Genomic DNA, 25247 nt, shown 5'->3' on the forward strand with positions numbered 1-25247 from the left:
AACCGCCGGTAATGTGGGCGGTTGTGAGCAACGACGCCTACGACCTCGCCCGTTCCGCAGCCGATGACTTGCGGGAACGCGCCTCCGCCGACTCCTTCGACGTCGCCCTCGTCATGGGTTCGGGCTGGCTCCCGGCCGCCGACGCGCTCGGTACGCACGCGGTGGAGGTGCCCATGACCGAGCTGCCCGGGTTCGCGCCACCGGCCGTTCCCGGCCACCACGGGCGGATCAGGGTGGTCGAGGTCGGCGCGAAGCGCGCACTGATCTTCCTCGGCCGTACGCACCTGTACGAGGGCCACGGGCCCGCGGCGGTCGTCCACGGCGTCCGTACGGCGCTGGCGGCGGGTGTCACGACGGTCGTGCTCACCAACGCCGCGGGCGGCACCCGCCCGGAGTGGCAGAAGGTGGGCGACCCGGTACTCATCTCCGACCACCTGAACCTCACCGGGCACAACCCGATCAGCGGCCCCACCTTCACGGACCTCACCGAGGCGTACTCCCCCGCGCTGCGCGAGCTCGCCAAGAAGATCGACCCCTCGCTCGCCGAGGGCGTGTACGCCGCGCTGCCGGGCCCGTCGTACGAGACTCCGGCGGAGATCCGGATGCTGCGGACGCTCGGCGCGGACCTCGTCGGCATGTCGACCGTTCCGGAGACGATCGCGGCGCGCGAGGGCGGCGCCGACGTTCTGGGTATCTCCCTCGTGACCAACATCGCCGCCGGGCTCGCCGGGCGGCCTCTGGACCACCAGGAGGTGCTGGAGGCCGGCCGGGCCGCCGCGACGCGCATGGGCGGGCTACTCGGCGAACTCGTCAAGAGCCTTTGAGGGAGACGTGGTGAGCGACAGGGCGCGGGCCGAAAAGTGGCTGGAGCAGGACCCGGACCCGGAGACGCGTACGGAGTTGCGCGCGCTCCTCGATGACCCGGAGGCGCTGGCCGACCGGTTCGGGGCCAAGCTGGAGTTCGGCACCGCGGGCCTGCGCGGCGAGCTCGGCGCGGGGCCGAACCGCATGAACCGCGTCACGGTCAAACGCGCCGCGGCAGGCCTGGCCGCGGTGCTCACCGACCGCGACGACCTGGCCTCCGCCCCGTCCGTGGTGATCGGCTACGACGCGCGGCACAAGTCCGACGTCTTCGCCGAAGACTCCGCCGCGGTGCTCAGCGGCGCCGGCATCAGCGTCTATCTCATGCCGCGGACCCTGCCGACGCCCGTCCTCGCGTACGCCGTGCGCCACCTCGGCTGCGCCGCCGGGATCATGGTCACGGCCAGCCACAACCCGCCGCGGGACAACGGGTACAAGGTCTACTGGCAGGACGGCGCGCAGATCATCCCGCCGCTCGACGAGGAGATCTCCACCGCGATCGACGCGGTGGGCCGGGTGGACGAGCTCCCGCTGGGCACCGGCTGGGAGGTCCTGGACGAGTCGATCGTGGAGTCCTACCTGCGTTCGCTGGCCCGGCTGCCGCTGGGGACCGCACGCGAGGTGACGGCCGCGTACACGCCGCTGCACGGCGTGGGCGGCGAGGTGCTGCTGCGGGCGTTCGAGTGGTGCGGTTTCGCCCCGCCGGAGGTCGTCCCCGAGCAGTTCACCCCGGATCCGGACTTCCCGACGGTGTCGTTTCCGAACCCGGAGGAGCCCGGCGCCATGGACCTGGCGCTCGCCCTCGGCAAGGGCCGCGACCTGGTGATCGCGAACGACCCCGACGCCGACCGGTGCGCGGTGGCGGCCGGCGGCCGGATGCTGACCGGGGACGAGGTCGGGGGGCTGCTCGCGGAGTACGTCCTGCGGCACACCGACGGCGCGGACCGGCTCGTCGCCACGACGATCGTCTCCTCGTCCCTGCTGGGCAAGATCGCCGAGGCCTACGGCGTACGGCACGCCGAGACGCTCACCGGCTTCAAATGGATCATGAAGGCCGGCACGGACCGCGACCGGCTCGTGTACGGCTACGAGGAGGCCCTGGGCTACTGCGTCGGCGGCGACGAGGGCGTGCCCGTACGCGACAAGGACGGCATCGGTGCGGCGCTCACAGTGGCCGCCATGGCCGCCGAGGCCGCGGCCGAGGGCCGTACGCTCCTGGACCTGCTCGAGGACCAGGCGCGCCGCTACGGCCTCCACGCGACCGCACAGCTGTCCGTACGGGTCGAGGACCTGTCGCTGATCTCCGACGCGATGGTGCGGCTGCGCGAGGCGCCCCCGTCCTCACTCGCCGGCCGTACGGTGACCGAGGTCGACGACCTCGCCTCCGGGCTCGACGGGCTGCCGCCCGCGGACGTCATTCGGCTGCGCCTGTCCGGCGGAGGGCGCGTGATCGTACGGCCGTCGGGCACCGAGCCGAAGCTCAAGTGCTATCTGGAGGTCGTGATCCCCGCGGACGGCGACGAGGCGCGCGCGGCGGCGTCCGCCGAGCTGGCGGCGCTGCGGGAGGCCGTCGCGGACGTCCTGAGACTGTGACCGACGGTCTAGACGACCGTCGACTTTGGTCGCTACCCCGCCGCCGCGTCCCCGCCTACCGTGGTCAGGCATGAGCGGCATCGCGGCTCCCCGCCCCGACCATCCATCGTTGCTGCCCGCGCTGCTGGCCGCGGACGCCCCCGAGGGACGGGTCCGCCGTACGGCACGCGACTGGGCCATCGACGTCCTGTGCTTCGTCCTGGCGGCCGGTTTCGGCATCTTCATGCTGTATGTCACTGGCCACTCCTCCCACCCGATGCCCCATCCGCCGCGTCCTCCGGACGTGATCCTCGGGGCGTCGGCATGCCTGCTGCTGTGGAGCCGCCGCCGCTGGCCGGTGCCGCTCGCGCTCGTCCTCGCCGTGACCGGCGTCTTCTCGGTGACCTCCGTCGGCGCGGCGGCCGTGATGGTCTTCACCGTCGCCGTCCACCGCCCGTTCCGCACGGTGGCGCTCATCGCCCTGACCCACATCGGAAGCAGCGCGGTCTACTCGGCGTTCTATCCGGACCCGAGCCAGTCCTACTGGGCCTCGATGGCGTGGACCGTCATCATGGTCGGCGCCGTAGTCGCGTGGGGCATGTTCGTCCGTGCGCGGCGGCAGCTGATCCTCTCGCTGCGCGACCGGGCGCTGCGGGCCGAGGCGGAGCAGCAGCTGCGCGTCGGGCAGGCCCGCCACCAGGAGCGCGCCCGCATCGCACGGGAGATGCATGACGTCCTGGCACATCGCATCTCCCTGCTGAGCGTGCACGCGGGCGCGCTGGAGTTCCGCCCGGACGCCCCTCCGGCCGAGATCGCGCAGGCGGCCGGGGTGATCCGGGCCAGTGCCCACCAGGCGCTGCAGGACCTGCGCGAGGTGATCGGCGTCCTGCGCGACGACGCGGGCGACGACGCGCCCGAACGCCCGCAGCCCAGCCTCACCGACCTGCCGGCCCTGATCGACGAGTCGCGCCGCGCGGGCATGGCGGTCAACTGGGAGAACAAGATCCGCGACGTCTCGGTGGTGCCGTCCAACATCGGCCGCAGCGCCTACCGTACGGTCCAGGAGAGCCTGACCAACGCCCGCAAGCACGCGCCGGGCGCGGTGGTACGGGTGATGGTGGACGGCTCCGCGGGCAGCGGCCTGACGGTCGAGGTCCGCAACCCGCTGGTCAAGGCGGCCCCGGAGATCCCCGGCGCGGGCGCGGGCCTCATCGGCCTGACCGAGCGCGCGATGCTGGCCGGCGGCCGGCTCGAGCACGGCCGCCTGGAAGACGATTTCCGCGTCCGCGCCTGGCTGCCCTGGCCCGCCTGAGGCACCCCGTCAGTCGCCGCTCACCAGCCGGGCGGCGGCGGCCTGGATCTCCGCCTCCCGGCCGGGAAAGTACGCCGTGAGGAAGGCGGCCTTGTCGTAGGCGGCGAAGTCGTCGTCCGCGCGCCGGAGGTCGGCTCTGGCGAGGTGCAGCGCCTCCTCGTACCACTCCTCCCAGTCGCCGCCGATCCCCGCGACCAGCAGCGTCGCGGTGTCCGGGGATCCCGCCGCGTACAGGAGACGGAGATCTTCGGAGCCGAGCCGTAGCTCGCGGAGCGTCTCCGGTGGCCCGCCGAGCCGCCGCTCCAGGCCGTCGGCGTCGCGGAGGAGCTCGTCGACGGGCTCCTTCGCGGACCGGCCATCGGCGTGCGCCAGGGTGGCCTTGGCGACCTCCTTGCGAACGCGGAAGGCCTCCACCTGGCCGCGGAGCCGCTGCGCCGGCAGGGCGGGCCCGCGCCCGCGGAGAACCTCCTGCAGGAGTTCGAGCTGGCGCTGGTAGGAGTGGTCGAGCGCGACCGCGGGATGCTCCTCGCGCAGCGAGGACTCGACCTCGGCGATCAGGGATGAGTGCGCCCCGGCGTCGAAGAGCACGGTCACGGCCGCGCCGACCAGTCGCCCCATCCGGTCGTCCGTGGCCAGGAGGGCCGTCAGCCAGGCGCGTACCTCAGAGGACATACGGACCCGGTGGCTCATCTGCGCACCACGGTGACACGGACCGGGCCGGGGCGGCAAGCCTGCCGATTTCGGCATGGGGAAACGCGACGCGCCCGGCTAGTCTGTGCGGCGTGACCATCCGCGTGCTGATCGTTGACGATGACGCGCTGGTGCGTACGGGATTGTCGATGATGCTGGCCGGCGCCGATGATCTGCGGATCGTGGCCGAGGCCGACGACGGGGACAAGGTCGCGGCGCTGGTGGCCGAGCACAGCCCCGACGTGGTGCTCATGGACATCCGGATGCCCCGCGTGGACGGGCTGGCCGCCACCGAGCAGCTCCGTGGCCGCGACGGCGCCCCGGAGATCATCATCCTGACGACGTTCGACGCGGACGAGCACGTCGTACGCGCCCTGCGGGCCGGCGCCGGCGGGTTCCTCCTCAAGGACACGCCGCCCGCCGACATCATCAACGCCATCCGCAAGGTCGTGGCCGGGGAGCCGATCCTGTCCCCGAGCGTCACACGGCGGCTGATCGCGCAGGTCACCGAGGTGCACCGGAGTCCGGCCCGTGAGCTGCTCGGGGGGCTCAGCGACCGCGAGCGGGAGGTCGTCGTCGCCATCGGGCAGGGCAAGTCCAACGCGGAGATCGGCGCCGAGCTCTACATGAGCGTCGCGACCGTCAAGGCGCACGTCTCACGGCTGCTGACCAAGCTCGGCCTGAACAACCGCGTCCAGGTGGCTCTGTTCGCGCATGACGCCGGGCTCGTCTGAGAATCCGGTATCCTGGGCGGGTCACGCGGACGTGGCTCAGCTGGTAGAGCATCACCTTGCCAAGGTGAGGGTCGCGGGTTCGAATCCCGTCGTCCGCTCCATCTCACACCATCGCGACGACGATGGTCGCCAAGGTCAGCAGGCCCGGCGCGGCGAAGGCCAGCAGTGCGGCCCGGGACCACGTCGTGGTCACCTCGCCGGGTTCCGCGCCCTCCTTGCGGTTCTGCTCGATGATCTCGCGCAACTGCTCGACGGTGAAGTCCGTCGCCGTACGGCCGCGCATGTAGTCGGCGACGGCGTCCGGCAGCTTCTTGTCCTCGCGCTGGGCCCTCATCTCGGACTTGGCGCGGGCGCGCGGCGAGGTCTGCAGGATGAAGGCGCGGTACCTCTGCTCGCCGACGCAGGCGTACACCGCGTCGCCGCCCTCGAAGCGGTCCACCGACCCCCACGGCAGGCGTATGTCGCGGAGCAGGTTGTGGAAGTGCACGGCCTCGTCGTCGGCGACGATGCGGGGGCGCAGGGCGACGGCGTACGCGACGCCGCAGCCGAGCAGCATGACGGCCGCGGCGACCGCCGACGCGGCGTCGCGGCCCCGCCAGGCCAGGTCGGCGAGGTTCAGCACCGCGAAGATCATCCAGGCCCAGCCGGCGAACCGGATTCCGCCGGAGCGGAAGACACGGGCGGACTTGGGCACCACCGCGGCGGTCATGCGTGCGACCGCCACTTGAGCTGGGCGAACCCCGGCTTGATCACCCCGTTGATGAGCTCCATCCGCTCGTCGAAGCCGATGAAGGCCGACTTCATGGCGTTCACCGTGAACCACTGCAGGTCATCCCAGCCGTAGTCGAACGCCTCGACCAGCTTGGCGAACTCCTCCGACAGCGTCGTGCCGCTCATCAGCCGGTTGTCGGTGTTGACCGTGACGCGGAAGTAGAGGCGGCGGAGCAGCCCGATCGGGTGCGCGGCGATCGACTTGGCCGCGCCGGTCTGCACGTTGGAACTCGGGCACATCTCCAGCGGGATGCGCTTGTCCCGTACGTACGCGGCGAGCCGGCCGAGCTGGGGCACCTCGCCCTCGCGGTCGGTGATGTCGTCGATGATGCGCACGCCGTGGCCGAGCCGGTCGGCGCCGCACCACTGGATCGCCTGCCAGATCGACGGGAGGCCGAACGCCTCGCCCGCGTGGATGGTGAAGTGGGCGTTCTCGCGCTGGAGGTATTCGAAGGCGTCGAGGTGGCGGGTGGGCGGATAGCCCGCCTCCGCGCCGGCGATGTCGAAGCCGACCACGCCGGCGTCGCGGTAGCGTACGGCCAGCTCGGCGATCTCCATGCTGCGGGCCTGGTGGCGCATCGCGGTCAGCAGCGTGCCGACCCGGATGCCGTGGTCGCGGCCCCCGTCGGCGAACCCCTTGAGCACGGCCTCCACGACCTGCTCCAGCGACAGCCCGCGCGTGCCGTCGCCCTGCGGACCCCGGGTGTGCTGCTCGGGGGCGTACCGGACCTCGGCGTACACGACGCCGTCGCGTGCGAGGTCCTCGGCGCACTCATAGGCGACGCGGGTCAGCGCCTCCTCGGTCTGCAGCACGCCGACGGTGTGGTCGAACGTCTCCAGATAGCGTTCGAGCGAACCCGAGTCGGAGGCCTCCGCGAACCACGTGCGCAGGTTGTCCGGATCGGTCGCGGGCAGCTGATCGTAGCCGCTCTCGCGGGCGAGATCGGCGATGGTCGCGGGGCGGAGGCCGCCGTCAAGGTGATCGTGCAGGAGCACCTTGGGGGCTCGCCGGATGTCATCGAGAACAGGCCGATTGGTCACGTCTCGCACATTACCCGCCGTAGCCTCGCGTAGGAGCCCATCCATCCAGCGGCAGGTCGAGCTCGCCGCCGGTCACCGTCACCTTCGTACCGGCCGGGTAACGCAGCGTGTATTCGTGGTCGGTGGCCATGATCACCAGCCCGATGCGGTGGCCCGGCTTGAACACGTGGTCATAGGGAACCAGGGGCCAGCCGAACGCGTACGTACGGCCCTTCTCGATCTCCTCGGTCAGCGACGCCGACCGCCGGTTGCGTACGTCCAGCCAGCCGCGCGTGACGATCTCGTACGGGGTCCGCCGCGTGACGTACCGCCTCACCGTGCGGCAGCCGGAGTCGCCGGGGACGCTGTCGCCGAAGCACCATCGCTGCCCGGTCGCGGAGAAGCCGGCGAAGCGTGTGTCTTCTCCGTAGTCGACGAGCAGGGCGGTGAGGTACGGGGAGCTTCCGTCGACGGCCGCTTTCAGCCGTACTTTCGGGGTGCCGCTGAGGCGTGCGGGCGCCGTGAGCTTCGGGGTGAGGTAGATCAGGCGGTTGGGATCGGGCCGGTCGGGGCGTTCGGTGAGTTGTTCGGCCGTACGGGAGGGAGCGTCGACGAATCCCCTCCTGCCGTTGAGGCTCAGCGTGACCGTACGGGCCTTGGGGTCCGGCCAGTCGGGGGCGGTCGTCCACTGGCCGGGCGCGCGTTCGAGGTCGACCTTGGGTTCGGACATGATGCCGTTCTCGACGCCGTACAGCCAGTGGGCGAACCAGCGGTCGAGCGTGTCGAGCCAGACCTGTTGCCGTACGTCGATGGGGTCGTCATGGCGTGCCTGGTGGATCCAGAGCTTGCGGGGTACGCCGGCGCGGCCGAGGGCCTGCCAGAGATCGAGGAACTGGTCGGGTTTGACGTTCCAGTCGTTGAGACCGCCGGTGACGAGGACGCTGGCGCGGAGGTTTCGTGCTTTGGCGATGAAGTTCCTTGCGGCCCAGAACTGGTTGTAGTCGCCGCTGGTGCGGTCCATGTCCTTTTCGAGGCGTCGCATCTCTGGCGCACAGACGGCCGGGTTCTTGCGGGTAAGGACGACTTCGGCGTGCAGGTCGGCGTCTTCGCCCTCGTACCCGGCGGGCGCGACGACGCCGCCGTTCGCGCGGTAGTAGTCGTACCAGCTGCCGACGCCGGAGATCGACACGATCGTCTTCAGTCCTTCGACGCCGGTGGCGGCGGTCGCGAGCGGCAGGGTGCCGTCGTAGGACTTGCCGGCCATGGCGACGTTCTTCGTGGACCAGCCGGCTTCGGCCTTCCTGCCGTCCGCGGTGTGGGCGGTGGCCTTCCCCGTGAGCCATTCGACGACGGTCTTCATCGCCGTGGTCTCTTCGGGACTGACGGCGCCGGGACAGCCGGTGGACTCACCGGTGCCGAGGGTGCTGGCGGCCAGTACGGCGTAGCCGCGGGAGACGAAGTAGTTGTCGTAGTAGACGAAGGTGTGGTCGGGCGGCGTCCATGGGGCGGTCGGGGGCTGCCAGGGGGCGAGGCGGGGGCGGTCGGTGACGTCGGCGGGGTGGTAGGGGGTGTTGACGGTGCCGCCGTAGTACGGGCTCGCTTCTATGATCGAGGCGACTTTCAGCCCGTGGCCGGTCTCTTTGGGACGGGTTACGTAGACGGCTACGCGGTCGTGCTCACCGTCGTGATCACTGTCGACGGGGGTGTCGACGTAGACGGTTTCGCGGATCGCGTCCTGATAGGAGAAGACCGGGCGGGTCATCCCGCCTGCGATGACGATGTGGGGGGTGTTTCGGGGAGGCGGGTTCGCGGCCGGTGCGGTGGGGGGCGCGGTGGGGTCCGGCGGGGTCATGGTGCCGGAGGGTGCAGCGCCGACGGGGGCGGTGATGTCGGCGGACGCGGCATGGGCCGACCCGGCCGACCCAACGTGGCCCGACCCGGCCGACTCGGCGTGGCCCGCCCCAGCACGATCCGACCCGGCACGGTCCAGCCCACCGCGGTCCACGCCGACACGGTCCACGCCGACACGGTCCAGGCCTGCACGATCCGACTTGGCGCGGTCCAGCCCAGCGCGGTCCCATTCGGCGCGGTCCGACGCACCACGATCCGAGGTGGCGCTTCCCGAGGCGGCGCCGGCAGGCGTGGCGTTGCCGATCGCGGCGTCGGCCGCTTCGCCGCTCGCGGGTGTCACGCCTGCGGGCGCCGTACCGCCGGACACGGTGCCGCCGGAAGTGGCACCGCCATGTTCGACGCCGCCGGGCACGGCAGCCGGCGAGACGAGCAAGCCCAAGGCCGTGACCAGGTAGAACAGTCGCATCGTCGTTCCTCACCGATCACCGCCTCGGCAAGTTGTCCACAGCCTGTGGACCCCTCTTGCCCCTCCAGCCGCCTCAACGGAAGGATGGGAATTGGGATGAGCCCCCCAGGGCGGGCGGGGTCCCCTTCCCCGCCCCACCCAGGGCTTGCTGGGTGATCGTTTGTCACATTCGAGGGGGCAACGTGAGAAGTCAAGGACCTCGACCGATTCGGTCAGGATGCGGGGAAAGCTGAGGGCTGCCGTTGGTTCTGCGGCTTCTCCGCTGGGGTGGCGGAGCGACTCCCTTGGACGGTCACCGTCGTGGGACGGCGCGTTCCCGCCAGGCGGCCGTCGTCTACGTGTGGTCGTCGGCGCTCCGATCTCGCGGCGGCACCGCGGTCGTCCGCCAGAGGCGGGCGAACGGCGCCACGGGAAGCCGGACCCACGACAGCACCACCGGCTTGGCCCGCCGGCGAACGGCGCACTCGCGGCGCCGCTTGAGGACCCCCTGCCGCGGACCGGGAACAACGCGCGAGACGCCTCGCGGCCGCGCCCCCGGTTTCGCGATGGATCGGCAGCCGGTGCCGCGAACTCGGCATCGCCGGTCCCCGGCGAGCGGGCACCGAGCTTGCGGCACAGGTCACTTGCGGCTTCTGCCACGACGCTGCGCCCCGTGAGGGCGGGCCGCCTCAGGCGATGCGGTCGATGATCAGCGGTTGCGGGTCGGGCTTTCCGCCGATCTCGTACGCGCCCTCCAGGGCCTCCAGCGCCCTCTCGAAGCGGTCCGTCTCATCCGCGTGCAGGGTCAGCAGGGGCTGGCCCTCGCGTACCTCGTCGCCCGGTTTGGCGTGCAGCGTCACGCCCGCCGCGTAAGAGACCGTGTCCTCCTTGCGCGCCCGCCCCGCGCCCAAGCGCCAGGCCGCCACGCCCACCCCGTACGCGTCCAGACGGCTCAAAAAGCCCGTCTCCGGCGCCTTCACCTCGTGCGACTCCCGAGGGATCGGCAGCGCCGCGTCAGGGTCGCCTCCCTGAGCGGTGATCATCCGGCGCCAGGCGTCCATCGCCGAGCCGTCGCGCAGTGCCTCCGCCGGGTCCTTCGCGTCGGTCAGGCCCGCTCCGATCAGCATCTCGCGGGCCAGCGCCACCGCCAGCTCGACCACGTCCGCCGGGCCGCCGCCCGAGAGTACCTCCACCGACTCCGCGACCTCCACGGCGTTGCCGACCGCGCGGCCGAGAGGTGTGTCCATCGCGGTCAGCAGGGCGACCGTTCGTACGCCGTGGTCCGTGCCCAGGTCGACCATCGTCCGGGCCAGCTCGCGCGCGTCGGAGGCGTTCTTCATGAACGCTCCCGAGCCCACCTTCACGTCCAGGACCAGCGCGCCCGTGCCTTCGGCGATCTTCTTGGACATGATCGAGCTGGCGATCAGCGGGATCGACTCGACCGTGCCGGTGACGTCGCGCAGGGCGTACAGCTTGCGGTCGGCGGGGGCCAGGCCCGTGCCGGCCGCGCACACGACCGCGCCGGCCGTGCGCAACACCTCCAGCATCTCCTCGTTCGACAGCGACGCCCGCCAGCCCGGGATCGACTCCAGCTTGTCGAGCGTGCCGCCCGTGTGGCCCAGGCCGCGTCCCGAGAGCTGGGGTACGGCCGCGCCGCAGGCCGCGACCAGCGGCGCCAGCGGCAGGGTGATCTTGTCGCCCACACCGCCCGTCGAGTGTTTGTCCGTGGTCGGCGAGGAGAGCTCGGACCAGTCCATCCGCTCGCCTGAGCGGATCATCGCGTCCGTCCAGCGCGCCACTTCCGGCCGGGTCATCCCCCGCAGCAGGATCGCCATCGCGAGCGAGGCCATCTGCTCCTCGGCGATCGCACCGCGCGTGTACGCGTCGACCGCCCAGTCGATCTGTTCGGCGCTCAGCACACCGCCGTCGCGCTTGGTCCGGATGACGTCGACCGCGTCGAAACTCATCTTCACCTTTCCAGGTCGTCGGGGCCGAACGCGTCCGGCAGTACCTCGCTCATCGGCCGTACGCCGCGTGCCGTCTCCAGCAGCATCTCCGCGCCGCCGTGCTCCCACAGCAGCTGGCGGCACCGACCGCACGGCATCACCGGCTCGCCGTCACGCTGGACGACCGAGACCGCGACCAGCCGCCCGCCGCCCGAGCCGTGCAGCGCCGACACCAGGCCGCACTCCGCGCAGAGCCCGAGGCCGTACGACGCGTTCTCCACGTTGCATCCGGTCACGATCCGCCCGTCGTCGGTCAGACCGGCCGCGCCCACCGGAAAGCCGGAGTACGGCGCGTACGCGCGGGTCATCGCCGCGCGGGCGGCCTCCCTCAGCGGCTCCCAGTCGACCATCAGTGGCCACCGCCGCGGCGATAGCGCAGGCCGTCCGCCGCGGGCATCCGCAGCCGCTGCGCCGCGAACGCGAGCACCAGCAGTGTCGTGATGTGCGGGCTGTACGTGACGATCTCCCGGGGCAGCTCGTCCGTCGTGAAGAACCACACGAGCACGCCGATCGCGACCACGGCCGAGACCGCGGCGGCCACCACCCGGCCCTTGTAGCCGCGCCAGGCCGCCAGGGCCAGCAGGCCGATGCCGATCAGCAGCAGCATCGCGTGCACCGCGCCCGCGCCGCCGCGCAGCTGCAGCGCGTCGGCGTAGCCGAACAGGCCGGCGCCGCCGGCGACCATGCCCGGCCGCCAGTTGCCGAAGATCATCGCGGCGAGGCCGATGTAGCCACGTCCGTTGACCTGCCCCTCCTGGTAGTTCGACGACGCGACCATGGCCAGGAACACCCCGCCGAGCCCGGCGAAGGCGCCGGAGATCACGACGGCGGCGTACTTCATCCGGTAGACCTTCACGCCGAGCGACTCGGCGGCGGTGGGATTCTCCCCGCAGGAGCGCAGCCGCAACCCGAAGGCCGTGCGCCACAGCAGGTAGAACGAGGCCGGTACGAGCAGGATCGCGATCAGCGTGACCGGAGAGAGCCCGGTCAGCACGCCGCGTACGAGGCCGGCCAGGTCCGAGATCAGGATCCAGTGGTGTTTCTCGAGTGAGCCGAGCGGTTTGCCGACGCCCGGCACGCTCCAGGTTGGGAAGCTCGGCAGCGGTGGCGACTGGGTCGCGCCGCCGCCCTGCTCGTCGGTGAACAGCAGGTCCGACAGGTACCTCGTGACGCCCGGCGCGAGGATCGTGATCGCGACGCCGGACACGATGTGGTCGACGCCGAACGTCACCGTGGCGACGGCGTGCAGCAGCCCGCCGAGCGCGCCGGCGATGACGCCGCCGAGCAGGCCGAGCCACGGGTTGCCGCTGAAGTACGCGCCGAAGGCCGCGCCCCAGGTGCCGAAGGTCATCATGCCTTCGAGGCCGATGTTGACGACGCCGGAGCGCTCGGACCACAGACCGCCGAGCGCGGCCATCCCGATCGGCACCGCCAGGGCGAGCGTGGCGCTCATGGTGCCGCTGGAGGTGATGTCGGACTCGCCGGTGATCAGCCGCAGCAGGATGAGCGCGACGAAGACCCCGAGTCCGATGAGCAGTCCGCGGGTCGCGCCGTTCGAACGCGTGCCTCCGGTGTCCGGCGCAGGTGTCCGGACCTCCTGTTCGATCATGCCGGGACCTCTCCGAGCTGCGCGGCGACGTGCCGCTGGTCGATGCGCTGGCCGATCCGGTTGACGACCTCGTACACGATGACCACGGACAGCAGCACGGCCGCCTGGGTGATCGCCACGATCTCCTTGGGGATGTCGTTGAAGTCGAGGATCTGCGATGACTGGTCCAGGAACGCCCAGAGCAGGGAGGCGAACGCGATGCCGACCGGGCTGTTGCGGCCGAGCAGCGCGATGCCGATCCCGGTGAAGCCGATGCCGGTCGGGAAGTCCAGGGAGTAGGAGTAGGACCCGCCGAGCAGCTGCGGCATGCCGACCATGCCGGCCACCGCGCCGGACATGACCATCGCGACGATCACCATGCGCTTGGCGTCCACGCCGCTCGCCACCGCGGCGCTCTGGGACAGGCCGGTCGCCCGCAGGTCGAAGCCGAACCGCGTGCGGTTGATCATGTACCAGAAGCCGATGCCGGCCAGGACCGCGACGATGACGAAGCTGTAGATCTTCAGCTCGCTGCCCGGGTACGTGATGCCGGGCATCCGGCCCGACGGGGCGATCGGCTTGGTGCCGATGTTGTTGCTGCCGGCCACCTTCGTCGCGAGCCGCTGCGGGTTGAGCAGGAAGGCGATGACGCCGGAGGCGATGAAGTTCAGCATGATCGTCGAGATGACCTCGCTGACGCCGCGGGTCACCTTGAGCACGGCCGCGATCGCGGCCCACAGCCCGCCGACGACGACCGCGACGACGACGATGAAGACCTGGTGCAGCACGGTCGGCAGTGCCCACGCGCCGCCGGCCGCCGCCGCGAGCATCGCCGCGAGGCGGTACTGCCCGTCGACGCCGATGTTGAACAGGTTCATCCGGAACCCGATCGCCACCGCCAGCGCGGACAGGTAGTAGGTAGCCGCCCGGTTCACCGTGTTGACGATGCTGTCGGGATCCTTGCCGAACTCGAACATCGCCTGGAACGTCGACGGCGGGTTGAACCCGCTGACCGACAGCACGATCGAGGTGAGGATGAGCGAGAAGATGAGCGCGATCAACGCGGCGACGATGGTCCGCGTGTACGACTTCGCGAGCACTCGGTAGATCACGCGGCGCTCCCCTCTCCGGCGCCGGTCATGAGGGAGCCGAGCTGGTCCGGTGTGATGGTGGCGGGGTCGGCCTCGCCGACCAGGCGGCCGCGCAGGATCACCCGCAGCGTGTCCGACATGCCGATGAGCTCGTCGAGGTCGGCCGAGATGAGCAGCACCGCGAGGCCCTCGGCGCGGGCGTGCCGTAGGTGGTCCCAGATCGCCGACTGCGCGCCCACGTCGACGCCGCGCGTCGGGTGGGCGGCGATGAGCAGCTTCGGGGCGCCCGACATCTCCCGGCCGACGATCAGTTTCTGCTGGTTGCCGCCGGACAGGGACGCCGCGGCGACGTCGATACCAGGCGTGCGCACGTCGTAGTCGCGGACGATCCGCTCGGTGTCGCGCCGGGCGCCCTGGCGGTCGATCAGCCCGCGTCTGACATTCGGCGGCTGGGTCTGGTGCCCGAGGATGCGGTTCTCCCACAGCGGGGAATCCAGCAGCAGGCCGTGCCGGTGGCGGTCCTCGGGGATGAAGCCGATGCCCGCCTCGCGCCGCCGCCGGGTGGCCAGCTTGGTCAGGTCCGTCTCACCGAGCCGGATGACGCCGGTCTCGACGGGCAGCATGCCCATGATCGCCTCGACGAGCTCGGCCTGGCCGTTGCCCTCGACGCCGGCGATGCCGAGGATCTCGCCCTCGTGGATCGTGAGTGAGACGTCGTCCACGAGCGCGCGGCCCGCGGCGTCGCGTACGGTCACCTCGCTCAGGCTGAGCACCGGGACGTCGGTCACGGTCGACTCGCGCAGCTCGGGTACGGGCAGTTCGCTGCCCACCATGAGCTCGGCGAGCTGGCGGGCGGTGACCTCGCCGGGCTCGACGGTGCCGACCGTGGTGCCGCGCCGGATCACGGTGATCGTGTCGGCCACCGACAGGACCTCGTCCAGCTTGTGCGAGATGAAGATGACGGTCAGGCCCTCGCGCTTGAGCTCGCGCAGGTTGCCGAAGAGCTCCTCGACCTCCTGCGGCACGAGCACCGCGGTGGGCTCGTCCAGGATGAGGATCTTCGCGCCGCGGTAGAGCACCTTGAGGATCTCGACACGCTGCCGGGCGCCGACGCCGAGCTGTTCGACGAGCCGGCCGGGTTCGACGCCCAGGCCGTACTGGCGGGAGATCTCCTCGATCCGGCGGCGTGCCTTTCCGCCGATGCCATACAGCTTCTCGGCGCCGAGCACGACGTTCTCCAGCACGCTGAGGTTGTCGGCGAGCATGAAGTGCTGGTGCACCATGCCGATGCCGCGCGCGATGGCGTCCGACGGGGTGTGGAGGCTGACCTCGGCACCGGCTATCTTGATCGTCCCCTCGTCCGGCCGCTGCATGCCGTAGAGGATCTTCATCAGGGTGGACTTGCCCGCGCCGTTCTCCCCGACGATGGCGTGCACCGTGCCCTCCGCGACCTCGATGTCGATGTCGTGGTTGGCCACTACGCCGGGAAAGCGCTTGGTGATGCCGTGCAGCTCGACCGCCGGCTCAGTGGGGGACATGCGTCACTCCTACACCAGTGAGCCCGGGAGGGAAGCCGAGTCGGCCACCCTCCCGGGCCTGAGTACTGTCGCCGTCACTTCTCGGGCGGCGTGATACTTCCGGAGATGATCTGCTGCTTGAGGTCGTTCAGCGTCGTCGGCAGGTCGCCCAGCGCCGTCGGGTTCGACGTCGAGTAGTCGACACCGTCGTTCTTGAGGCTGAACCGCACGTCGCCCTTCTGCACGGTGCCGTCGCCGACGCTCTTGACGAAGTTGAACACCGCGGTGTCCACGCGCTTGAGCATCGAGGTCAGGACGTAGGGCTTCTCGGCGGCCGAGGCCGTCTGGTACTGGTCGGAGTCGACGCCGATGAACCACTTCTTCTCGGACGTGGCCGACTGAAGGGAACCGGTGCCCGACAGGCCCGCCGCGGCGTAGACCACGTCGGCGCCCTGGTCGTACATGCCCTGGGCGATCGTCTTGCCCTTGGCCGGGTCCTTGAAGCCGCTGAAGTCCGGCGGCTGGGAGATGTACTTGACCTGGACCTTGATCTTCGGGTTGATCTTCTTGGCGCCCGCGATGTAGCCGACCTCGAACTTCTTGATCAGCGGGGTCTGCACGCCGCCGATGAAGCCGATGTTGCCGGTCGTGGACTTCTTCGCGGCCGCGGCACCGACGAGGTAGGAGCCCTCCTGCTCGGCGAAGAGCAGGTCGGTGACGTTCGCCTGCTGGATCGTGTTGTCGTCCACGATCGCGAACTTGGTGTTCGGGTACTTCGGCGCGACCTTGCCCAGCGCCGTGGCGTACACGAAACCGACCGCGACCACGGGGTTGTAGCCCGACTTGGCCAGCAGGTCGAGCCGCTGGATCTTGTCGTTGTCGCTCTCGCCCTCTTTGGCCTCAAGGTCCTTGACCTGAAGGTTCAGCTCACTCTGGATCTTCTGCAAACCGGCGTACGCGGCGTCGTTGAACGACTTGTCACCGCGGCCGCCGATGTCATAGGCGAGCCCGACCTTCAGGGTCTTCTTGGCGTTGCCACCGCCGCCGTCGCCACCGGTGGTCGCCTTCTTCCCACCACAACCGGCGGCGCTCAGCGCCATGACCGCACTCGCCGCAATGGCGGTTATCTTCAATCCACGGCGCAAGGTAGTTCCTCCGTCTGTCCCAACTCCGCCCGAAATGTGCCACCGGCACGAATCTCCTGGACCCTAGTCCGCGGCGGAGTGTGGACGGAACAAAGCTACCGTGTCGCAACGTGTCCGTTATCAACGCGAAAGCGCGTCGTCACAGGTCAGGACACATGATCGTAACGTGCGGCGGAGTCAGGCGGGCTCGCCGACCGGCTCCGTGGCACCCGCGCTACGGCTCCCCCACAGCGCGGTGAGCGCGGTGGCGACCATCACCCGGACGCCGATGGCGATGCACCGCTCGTCGACGTCGAAAGTGCCCCGGTGGAGGTCGTATGCCCCGGCCATGCCGGGCGCGGCGACACCGAGCCGGGCCAGAGCGCCCGGAATCGACTCGAGGTACCAGCCGAAATCCTCGCCACCGAGGCTCTGCGGCGTGCCGGTCACGCCGTCCTCGCCCAGCACGCTCGTCACGGCGGCGCGGAACATCTCGACGCTGGTCTTCTCGTTGACCGTGGGGGGAACGCCGCGGACGTAATCGAGCTCGGCCTTGACGTCGTACGCGCTGGCGACCGAGTCGAGCAGGGCCTTCATCAGGTCCGGCGCCGAGTGCCACGCCTCGTCGTCCAGGCAGCGGACCGTGCCCATCGCGACGCCGTCGTCGGGGATGGCGTTGGCCACCGACCCGGCCGAGATCTGGCCCCAGACCAGACTGAGGCTGGACCGGGGGTCGACCCGGCGCGACAGCGCGGCCGGCAGCTCGGTGACGATCTTGGCCAGGGCGTAGACCAGGTCGGCGGTGAGGTGCGGGCGGGCGGTGTGGCCGCCGGGCCCGGTGACCCGGACGTTGACCTTGTCGCAGGCGGCGGTGATGGGCCCGGCGCGCAGGCCGAGCTGGCCGACCTCCACCCGGGGGTCACAGTGCAGCGCGAAGATCCGGTCGATGCCCGCGATGCCGCCGGCCGCCATGACGTCCAGCGCGCCGCCGGGGTTCTCCTCGGCGGGCTGGAAGATCAGGCGAACCCGGCCGGGCAGCTGCTCGGCGTCGGCCTGCTGGGCGAAGAACCGTGCCACGCCGAGCATGATCGTCGTATGCACGTCGTGCCCGCAGGCGTGCGTGACGCCCGGCACCGTGGAGCGGTAGGGAACGTCCTTCTCGTCCGGCAGCGGCAGCGCGTCGATGTCGGCGCGCAGGGCCACGACCGGCCCGTCGCCGCAGCCGACCTCGCAGATCAGGCCGGTGCCCTTGGGGAGCTGCGTCGGCCGTAGCCCGGCCGCGGTCAGCTCCTCCGCGATGCGCGCGGTGGTCCGGTGCTCGGCGTAGCCGAGCTCGGGGTGCATGTGAACGTCGCGCCGGAAGGCGATGAGCCGGTCTTCCTGGCTGGCGAGAAAGGAGTCGAGCTGCGCCTGCAACCCGCCCCCTTTCGGCTCATTGCCGCGGAGTTCAGATCCCCGCATGTGTCACCTCCCGTGGATTCACGAATCTGTCCTCCCGGAACTCCGTGATGCCGGCTCGCACGACGTCCTCGATCGAACCGCCGGCGGCGAGGATGGCGCGCTGGCGTTCGTACGGGGCACCGTGGTCGAGCACTTCCGAGACGACCTTCAGGTCTTCGGCGCAGCCGAGCCGGTCCGCGATGGGCTCCAGCTCGTGCACCAGTTCGTACAGCTCGTCGCGGAGCGGCGCCGTCGTGCCCTGGTCGTCGGTGATGACGATGGCGTCCAGGCCGTAGCGGGTCGCGCGCCACTTGTTGTCGCGTACGACCCAGGCGGCCGGGCTGGGCAGGGTATAGCCCCGGTCGAGCTGGTGGTCGAAGAGCTCGACGAGTGACTGGCAGAGCGCAGCCACCATGCCGACCTCACGAAGCGTGGGGATGCCGTCGAACATCCGGATCTCGATGGTGCCGAAGTCCGGATGCGGGCGGATGTCCCACCACACCTCTTTGATGCTGCGGATCGTGCCGGCCCGCAGCAGCGTGTCCATGTATTCCTCGAACTCGCCCCAGTCGGCGAGCAGGTGCGGCGGCCCGGCGGTGGGGAGCGAGCCGAAGACGATCGCCCGGCTCGACGCGAGCCCGGTGTCGTGGCCGCTCCAGTAGGGGCTGGAGGCGGTCAGCGCGAGGAAGTGCGGGAGGTAGGCGGCCAGGGCGTTCACGATCGGCACGGCCTTGTCGGCCGCGCGTACGCCGACGTGGACGTGGACGCCGAAGGTCTGGATGCGGCGCGCGAGCCACTGCATCTGCTCGACGAGCTCGGCGTAGCGCTGGACCGGCGCCATGACGGCGTCGCGCCAGTCACTGATCGGATGGGTGCCGGTGCAGGCGAGCGCCGTGCCGCGCGGGTCGGTCACCGAGCGCAGGTCGCCGATGGTCCCGGCGAGGTCGGCACGGGCCTCGGAGACCGTGTGGCAGATGCCGGTGACGATCTCGACCGTGGATTCCATGAGCTCGTGGCGGATTTTCGGTTTCCCCTGGGCCTCACCGACCCCAGGCAGCGCGGCCAGCACCTCACGCGCGTCCTGCCGAAGACGCATGGTTTCGGCGTCGACGAGCTGGAGCTCCCACTCGACTCCGAGGGTCGCTCCTCGTGATGCGTTGAACTCGATGGCCACGGCCAACCTCCGATCTCAATCCTTGCAGGTTAATGCCGCGCACGTGGCACAATCCGGCCAGCACGTCCGATCTTTGGCGACCGCTCGGGCCGCGTCTCTTCGATGATCACCATGCCGACGATGGCACGTGACCTCGCGACGTGTTTGCCCCGCGATGTGCGGTTGACTCAACCTGAGCACCCGTGCGCTCATCGTCGCCACCCGTTTCGGCTACGCACAATCCCTACTAATGACCAAACTGATCATGCCCGGAGGTCAGGGCGTGACGGCCATGCCCGCCAGGACGCGTCCCGCGAGGTCGGCGTCTCCGGCGACCTCGACCTCGGCCGCGGAGGCGTGGACCCGTCCGCCGCCGAGCCGCGCGAACGTCTCCCACTCCATCCGGAGCCGTACGGTCGGCTCGGTCACGCCGTCGCCGAGACGTGCCCGGCGGTCGTCGCCGACCTCGACGCACCAGCGGTGGTCCGGCGTCTCGACGACCACGGTCTGACCGGGTACGGCCGCCGCGCGCTTGCCGACCACGAAGGGCAGGGCGCCCCCGATGATCTGCCGGGAGCAATCCGCGGCCGGCCCTGCGAGGTTTCCGGGGCGGCCCGCGGCCCGTCGTACGTCCTGCTCGTGCATCCAGATGTCGAACGCACGAAAACGCATGAAGTCGCCGTAGGTCATACGGCGTTGTAACGGCGTGTCGATGACCTCGGCGAGGTCGATCGCGCCGGAGCGCAGCACCGCGACGCGCCGGTCGATGACACCGCGCAGCTCTCCGAGGATCTCCTCGGGCGCCCGGCCGCGCAGCGCTTCGACGTCGAGTTGGGTGTTGGCCACGGTACGGATCCGACCGTCGTCGGTCTCACCGAGCAGCCACCGTTCGACTCCCAGGATATGTGAGTACTGATCCTTGACGGACCAGCCCGGGCACTCAGTTGGACACCCCCAGTCCGCCTCGTCGAGTTCGCCGCCGAGCGCGAACATCGACCGTAAGGTCTGCTCGAACGCGTCGATGTTCGCCTGCCAGGCCGTCTCGCTCATTCCTGCCTCCTGCGACCGGAACCGGATCAGTACGCGTCGGGCGGCACGTAGACGCCCCAGACATCGCGGAGCGCGTCGCAGACCTCGCCGACGGTCGCCCGCTCGCGCAGCGCCTCGCGCAGCGGATAGAGGAGGTTGGCGTGGCCGGCGGACATGTCGCCGCTCTCGGCCTGCGCGCCCTCCTTCTCGGCGAGCCCGCGCAGCTCGTCGAGCCGGCGGCGTACCTCGCCGCCGTCGCGCTCGTCGCGCAGCCGCCCGAGCTTGGCGGCCTGCGCCTCGCCGATCGCCGGGTCCACTCGCAGCGGCTCGTACGGCTCGTCCTCGTCGGTACGGAACTTGTTCACACCGACGACGACCCGCTCCCCGTTGTCGATCTCCAGGGCGGTGCGGTAGGCGGACCGCTCGATCTCGGTCTTCTGGAAGCCCTTCTCGATGGCGCTCACCGCGCCGCCGTACTCCTCGACCCGCTCCATCAGGGCGCGAGCCGCCTCCTCGATGTCATCGGTCATCGACTCGACGGCGTACGAGCCGGCGAACGGGTCGACGGTCCTGGTCAGGTCGGACTCGTTCGCGATCACCTGCTGGGTGCGCAGGGCGAGCCGGGCGGCCTTCTCCGTGGGCAGCGCGATGGCCTCGTCGTAGGAGTTGGTGTGCAGCGACTGGGTGCCACCCAGGACGGCGCCGAGCGCCTGGACGGCGACGCGCACCATGTTGACCTCGGGCTGCTGGGCGGTGAGCTGCACGCCGGCCGTCTGGGTGTGGAAGCGCAGCATCTGCGACTTTGGGTTCTTCGCGCCGAACTCGTCCCGCATCATGTGCGCCCAGATCCGCCGCGCCGCCCGGAACTTGGCGACCTCCTCCAGCAGCGTCGTACGGGCCACGAAGAAGAAGGACAGCCGGGGGGCGAAGGAGTCGACGTCCAGGCCGGACTCGACCGCCGCCCGGACGTACTCACGGGCGTTGGCCAGCGTGAACGCGATCTCCTGTACGGGCGTCGCCCCGGCCTCGGCCATGTGGTAGCCCGAGATCGAGATGGTGTTCCAGCGCGGGATCTCGTCCTTGCAGTAGCGGAAGGAGTCGGCCACCAGCCGCAGGCTGGGCTTCGGCGGGAAGATGTAGGTGCCCCGCGCGATGTACTCCTTGAGGATGTCGTTCTGGATCGTGCCGGTGAGCTTGCTCGCCGGCACGCCCTGCTCCTCGGCGACCAGTTGGTAGAGCAGGAGGAGCACCGCCGCGGGCGCGTTGATCGTCATCGACGTCGATACCTGGTCCAGCGGGATCCCGTCGAAGAGCAGCCGCATGTCCTCGATGGAGTCGATCGCGACGCCGACCTTGCCCACCTCGCCGGACGCCATCGTCGCGTCGGAGTCATAACCCATCTGCGTCGGCAGGTCGAAGGCGACCGAGAGGCCGGCCGTACCGGCCTCGATCAGCTGGTGGTAGCGGCGGTTGGACTCGGTGGCGGTGCCGAACCCGGCGTACTGCCGCATCGTCCACGGGCGGCTGGTGTACATCGTGGGGTAGACACCCCGGGTGAAGGGGAACTCTCCTGGTGTGCCGAGCGCGGCGGCGGGGTCGGCCCCGGCCAGCGCGTCCGGCCCGTAGACCGCCTCGATCGGCAGTCCCGACTCAGAGTCCATGACGCCATCACCTTCCCGCTCGGCTCCTCCTGCGGTCTGCCCGGTCCGCGGCGCGAATCACATCAGTCGCGCCGCGAGGAGCTCCAGGCTCGCCAGCCGATGGCACCGAGCACGATCGCCAGCACGATGTTCACACACACGAGGATTCCGTGCACGACGTAGAACGCCGTCGGCCGCTGTGGGCCGCTACCCAGATTCTTCGCGAGCATGAGCCATTCAAAGATCATGAATGCGGCAAGTCCGAGTACAAATCCGGATGCGAGGCGAGAGGTGTTCATCAGGCACCATTATCGAGGGTAGACCCGAGTGGTCATTCAAGTACCGGTCGTCTAGCGTTGGGCCGCCATGCGAAAAGTCGTCACCATAGTCGCCGTCTGTGGCGTCACGGGGTGTTTGTTCGTCTCTCCCGCCCATGCCGACACCACGGTCGGCGGCACCAGGCTGGCCGGCCACGGCTACATCTGGGACCGGGGCTCCGGCGTGCCGGAGCCGCCGCACATCGCGGCGTCGTCGTATGTCATCGCCGACCTGGAGACGGGGCACGTGCTGGCGGCCAAGGACCCGCACGGGCACTACAAGCCCGCGAGCACGCTCAAGACGCTCACCGCGATCACGCTGATCCCGCGGCTCGACCCGCACAAGAAGATCAAGCCGTCGCTGAACGCGGTCAACGCCTCGGGCTCGGCGGTCGGCCTGGACACCAAGATGTCCTACACGATCAACGACCTGTTCCACGGCCTGCTGATGCAGTCGGGCAACGACGCCGCCATCGCGCTGGCCGAGGCGGGCGGGAGCATGCACCAGACGCTCGCCGCGATGAACGCCGAGGCCAAACGGATCCAGGCGTACGACACCGAGGCCCGTACGCCGAACGGCCTGGACGACGACCCGCCGCTCACCCTGAAGCAGCAGCACAGCTCCGCGTACGACCTGGCACTGATCATGAAGCAGGGGCTCACCCTGCCCGACTTCCGCAAGTACGTCGGGGCGAAGCTCTACCACTGGCCGGCGCTGCCGACCAAGGAGGAGCGCAAGAAGGGCAAGAAGACCGGCGGCTATGAGATCGGCACGCACGACCACCTGCTGATCGGCCAGCACTACCCCGGCATGATCGGCGGCAAGAACGGCTGGACCAGCCACGCCCTCGGGAGCTTCGTCGGCGCGGCGACGCGCAACGGGCACACGATCATCATCGCGCTCATGCACGCCCAGTCCGACTTCTGGCCCGACGCCCGCGAGCTGCTGAACTGGGGCTTCGCCGAGCGCGCCAAGGCCGACCCGGTCGGCACGCTCGTGGACCCGACACCGCCGCCGCCCAAGCCCACGCCGAAGGCCGTGGTCGCCAAGCCGGCCTCCGACGCGGGCACGTCGTCCGCCGGCGGGCTCGACTGGTGGAAGATCGGCCTGCCCGCCGGGGCGGCCGTCGCGATCCTCGCCGGGCTGATCCTCGGCCTGCGGCGACGGCGGCGCCCCGCCGCGGCCGGGACGCCGTCCGAGCCGATCGCCATCGAGGCGCCCGCCGCCGAGCGGACCCGCCCCGACGGCGATCCGCCGGGGCGGCGCACACCGCCCGGTGACGTCAAGGTCGCGGGTGCGCCGCTCACACCGCGCGGAGGGGACCGCCCGCCGTCGTGGGAGACGGCCCCGAACCCTGCCCAGGAGCCTCCGGCCGCACCGGGCGAGGGCCGCACCTGGACGGTGCCCCTGCCCAAGCCGGTGAACGGAAACGCTCAGGCCGACGACGCGGGGAACGGGCGCGGGCCGTTCGAGCCCTCCGGCCGGGAGGACGCGGACGGGGAGAACGAGTCACGGGGTGACGAGGCGGCGCACTCCTGATCAGGACTCCGCCGCGTCGGCGTCCTTCTCCTCGGCCTCGGCCTCGGCGTCCGTCGCGTCCGCCTGGAGGATGACCCGGCGGGTCGCGGTCCACGCGGCGGTGAACAGGATGAACCGGGACGAGAGGTAGATCCACACCACCAGCCCGGCGATCACCGCGAACGAGGCGTACACCGGGTTGTGGACGGTGTGCGCGATGAAGAGGGCGCCGACGAGCTTCAGCACCTCGAACCCGACCGCCCCGAACAGGCAGCCGCGCAGCAGCTGCCGCCAGGTCGCCTTGGTGCCGGCCAGCGTGGTGAACAGGATGAAGAAGATCAGGCCGTCCGCGACGATCGCGACGGACAGCGCGATGAGCCGCAGGAGGGTGCCCGCGCCGGGCACGTCCCCGAGGCCAACCCAGCCGAGGACGGCGTGCGTGGCCGACGATGCCGCCGAGGAAAGGACCACCGAGGCCAGCAGCGCGAGGCCGAGCAGGCACAGCACGCCCAGGTCGCGCAGCCGGTTGACGACCGCGTTCCCCTCGCCGTCGGCGCCCTGCCAGATCGTGCGCAGCGACTCGCGCCAGACCCCGATCCAGCCGAGGCCGCTCCACGCGAGCCCGAGCAGGGCGAAGACGCTCGCGCCCGCCTTGGCCTGGGCGATCTGGTCGACCGGCAGCCGGCGGGACAGCTCGGGCAGGATCTGGTCGATCGCCTGGGCGACGGAGTCACGGGCGTGCGGGCTGATCGCCACGGCGTACCCGGTGACGGCGTAGGCCAGCGCGACCAGCGGGAAGAAGGACAGGAAGCCGTAGAAGCTGAGCGCCGCCGCCATCCGGTCGCCGCGCTGGTCGCGGAAGCGGATGTAGGCCCGGCCGAGATGGTCGACCGTGCGCCAGCGGGCACGGGCCCGGCGCAGGACGCGCTTGACGCCATCCTCGATCGAGGAGATCCAGTGACGCACGCTGTCCACGACCGCCGGCATTCCGCCCGACTACCCCCGTAAAGCCAGAAGATTCAAAAAGCCGAAACCCTAATAGGGGTTTCAGGCCGAAAGTCCGGCCCCGAACGCGAAGTCGCGCTGGGGCCGCCACACCCCGTCCACCCCGTGCTCGTACAGCGAGAACCCCCGCACGGGGAACTCCGCCTCGTACTCGGACAGCTCCTTGAAGGCCCGGTCGAGCAGATCATCGGAGAGATGGTGCGCGACCGTCACGTGCGGGTGGTACGGGAAGCTCGGTGTCCGGTCCAGCGGGCCCCGGCGGATGCGGCGTTCGAGATTCTCACACTCGCTCATCCCGATGGCCAGCGACACGAACACCACCGGCGAGATCGGCCGGAACGTCCCCGTCCCGCGCAGCAGGATGGGGAACGGCCGCTCGTCGGCCGCCACCGCGAGCAGGTGTCCCTCGATCTCCGCCAGGGCCCCGGCGGCCACCCGGACCGGCGGGACCAGCGTGACGTGCGTCGGAATGGAGGGGGCGAGCGGATCTCCGAAGGAGGCGCGCGACCGCTGCAGCGCCCGGCCGTACGGGTCGGGGATGGGGACGGCCACCCCGATGGTT

22 protein-coding genes and 1 tRNA gene are annotated in these 25247 nt (G+C 70.5%); 6 read left to right on the top strand and 17 right to left on the bottom strand.

Features of this window, described 5'->3' with window-relative positions; genetic code table 11:
- The first annotated feature begins 11 nt into the window (after positions 1-11).
- The 3 genes from QWU11_RS31235 (at position 12) to QWU11_RS31245 (ending at position 3745) form a co-directional block, all read left to right on the top strand.
- Complete coding sequence (locus tag QWU11_RS31235; protein WP_290118053.1) at positions 12-824, top strand: purine-nucleoside phosphorylase; 813 nt, start codon at positions 12-14, stop codon at positions 822-824.
- A 10-nt stretch (positions 825-834) separates the two neighbouring features.
- Positions 835-2454 (top strand): phospho-sugar mutase, encoded by a 1620-nt coding sequence (locus QWU11_RS31240; RefSeq protein WP_290118054.1) that lies wholly within the window; start codon positions 835-837, stop codon positions 2452-2454.
- 70 nt (positions 2455-2524) lie between these two features.
- Positions 2525-3745: a histidine kinase gene (locus QWU11_RS31245; RefSeq protein ID WP_290118055.1), complete on the top strand. Its 1221-nt coding sequence runs from the start codon at positions 2525-2527 to the stop codon at positions 3743-3745.
- A gap of 9 nt (positions 3746-3754) precedes the next feature.
- Here QWU11_RS31245 and QWU11_RS31250 read toward each other — a convergent pair whose 3' ends face one another.
- Positions 3755-4435 carry a hypothetical protein gene (locus QWU11_RS31250; protein ID WP_290118056.1) on the bottom strand — a complete coding sequence of 227 codons (681 nt, stop codon included), beginning with the start codon at positions 4433-4435 and terminating at the stop codon, positions 3755-3757.
- A 92-nt stretch (positions 4436-4527) separates the two neighbouring features.
- On the opposite strand from QWU11_RS31250, the gene QWU11_RS31255 reads away from it, so the two are divergent.
- The gene (locus QWU11_RS31255) at positions 4528-5169 is read left to right on the top strand and encodes a response regulator transcription factor (protein WP_290118057.1); all 642 of its coding nucleotides are present in this window, start codon (positions 4528-4530) and stop codon (positions 5167-5169) included.
- 25 nt (positions 5170-5194) lie between these two features.
- Positions 5195-5270: transfer RNA gene (locus tag QWU11_RS31260), tRNA-Gly, on the top strand.
- A 2-nt stretch (positions 5271-5272) separates the two neighbouring features.
- Here the strand turns inward: QWU11_RS31260 and QWU11_RS31265 are convergent.
- The 14 genes from QWU11_RS31265 to QWU11_RS31330 all read right to left on the bottom strand — a co-directional run bounded on the left by QWU11_RS31265 (position 5273) and on the right by QWU11_RS31330 (position 22143).
- The gene (locus QWU11_RS31265) at positions 5273-5878 is read right to left on the bottom strand and encodes a PH domain-containing protein (RefSeq protein ID WP_290118058.1); all 606 of its coding nucleotides are present in this window, start codon (positions 5876-5878) and stop codon (positions 5273-5275) included.
- Positions 5875-6981, bottom strand: a complete 1107-nt coding sequence (locus QWU11_RS31270) for an adenosine deaminase (protein WP_290118059.1) — start codon at positions 6979-6981, stop codon at positions 5875-5877. Before QWU11_RS31270 ends, QWU11_RS31265 begins: the two co-directional genes overlap by 4 nt.
- A gap of 10 nt (positions 6982-6991) precedes the next feature.
- Positions 6992-9277, bottom strand: coding sequence for a Xaa-Pro dipeptidyl-peptidase (locus tag QWU11_RS31275; RefSeq protein WP_290118060.1), 2286 nt, complete (start codon positions 9275-9277; stop codon positions 6992-6994).
- Between the two features lie 668 nt (positions 9278-9945).
- Positions 9946-11223: a thymidine phosphorylase gene (locus tag QWU11_RS31280; protein ID WP_290118061.1), complete on the bottom strand. Its 1278-nt coding sequence runs from the start codon at positions 11221-11223 to the stop codon at positions 9946-9948.
- 2 nt (positions 11224-11225) lie between these two features.
- Positions 11226-11612, bottom strand: a complete 387-nt coding sequence (locus QWU11_RS31285; protein ID WP_290118062.1) for a cytidine deaminase — start codon at positions 11610-11612, stop codon at positions 11226-11228.
- Entirely contained in the window at positions 11612-12871 is a 1260-nt protein-coding gene (locus QWU11_RS31290; protein ID WP_290118063.1) for an ABC transporter permease, read from the bottom strand. Before QWU11_RS31290 ends, QWU11_RS31285 begins: the two co-directional genes overlap by 1 nt.
- Positions 12868-13962, bottom strand: a complete 1095-nt coding sequence (locus tag QWU11_RS31295) for an ABC transporter permease (protein WP_290118064.1) — start codon at positions 13960-13962, stop codon at positions 12868-12870. The genes QWU11_RS31290 and QWU11_RS31295 overlap by 4 nt, the downstream gene beginning before the upstream one ends.
- A complete protein-coding gene (locus QWU11_RS31300) occupies positions 13959-15479 on the bottom strand; it encodes an ABC transporter ATP-binding protein (RefSeq protein ID WP_290118065.1) in 1521 nt (506 codons plus the stop codon). The genes QWU11_RS31295 and QWU11_RS31300 overlap by 4 nt, the downstream gene beginning before the upstream one ends.
- Positions 15480-15553: 74 nt before the next feature.
- Complete coding sequence (locus QWU11_RS31305; RefSeq protein ID WP_290118066.1) at positions 15554-16558, bottom strand: BMP family ABC transporter substrate-binding protein; 1005 nt, start codon at positions 16556-16558, stop codon at positions 15554-15556.
- Between the two features lie 222 nt (positions 16559-16780).
- Entirely contained in the window at positions 16781-18043 is a 1263-nt protein-coding gene (locus QWU11_RS31310; RefSeq protein WP_290118067.1) for a M20 family metallopeptidase, read from the bottom strand.
- Positions 18030-19196, bottom strand: coding sequence for a glutamate--cysteine ligase (locus tag QWU11_RS31315; RefSeq protein WP_290118068.1), 1167 nt, complete (start codon positions 19194-19196; stop codon positions 18030-18032). Before QWU11_RS31315 ends, QWU11_RS31310 begins: the two co-directional genes overlap by 14 nt.
- Before the next feature lie 255 nt (positions 19197-19451).
- On the bottom strand, positions 19452-20225 hold the full coding sequence (locus tag QWU11_RS31320; RefSeq protein ID WP_290118069.1) for a maleylpyruvate isomerase family mycothiol-dependent enzyme: 774 nt from the start codon (positions 20223-20225) through the stop codon (positions 19452-19454).
- Positions 20226-20251: 26 nt separating this feature from the next.
- The gene (locus tag QWU11_RS31325; RefSeq protein ID WP_290118070.1) at positions 20252-21865 is read right to left on the bottom strand and encodes a methylmalonyl-CoA mutase family protein; all 1614 of its coding nucleotides are present in this window, start codon (positions 21863-21865) and stop codon (positions 20252-20254) included.
- Between the two features lie 62 nt (positions 21866-21927).
- Positions 21928-22143, bottom strand: coding sequence for an SCO4848 family membrane protein (locus tag QWU11_RS31330; RefSeq protein ID WP_290118071.1), 216 nt, complete (start codon positions 22141-22143; stop codon positions 21928-21930).
- 115 nt (positions 22144-22258) lie between these two features.
- On the opposite strand from QWU11_RS31330, the gene QWU11_RS31335 reads away from it, so the two are divergent.
- Positions 22259-23701 carry a D-alanyl-D-alanine carboxypeptidase gene (locus tag QWU11_RS31335; RefSeq protein WP_290118072.1) on the top strand — a complete coding sequence of 481 codons (1443 nt, stop codon included), beginning with the start codon at positions 22259-22261 and terminating at the stop codon, positions 23699-23701.
- On the opposite strand, the gene QWU11_RS31340 is transcribed toward QWU11_RS31335, so the two are convergent.
- Together QWU11_RS31340 and QWU11_RS31345 are read right to left on the bottom strand one after the other, a co-directional pair.
- Entirely contained in the window at positions 23702-24655 is a 954-nt protein-coding gene (locus QWU11_RS31340; RefSeq protein WP_290118073.1) for a YihY/virulence factor BrkB family protein, read from the bottom strand.
- 72 nt (positions 24656-24727) lie between these two features.
- On the bottom strand, positions 24728-25237 hold the full coding sequence (locus QWU11_RS31345) for a 2'-5' RNA ligase family protein (RefSeq protein WP_290118074.1): 510 nt from the start codon (positions 25235-25237) through the stop codon (positions 24728-24730).
- Positions 25238-25247: the final 10 nt, after the last annotated feature.

The organism is Actinomadura sp. DC4 (genome assembly GCF_030406325.1).
Taxonomy (GTDB): domain Bacteria; phylum Actinomycetota; class Actinomycetes; order Streptosporangiales; family Streptosporangiaceae; genus Actinoallomurus.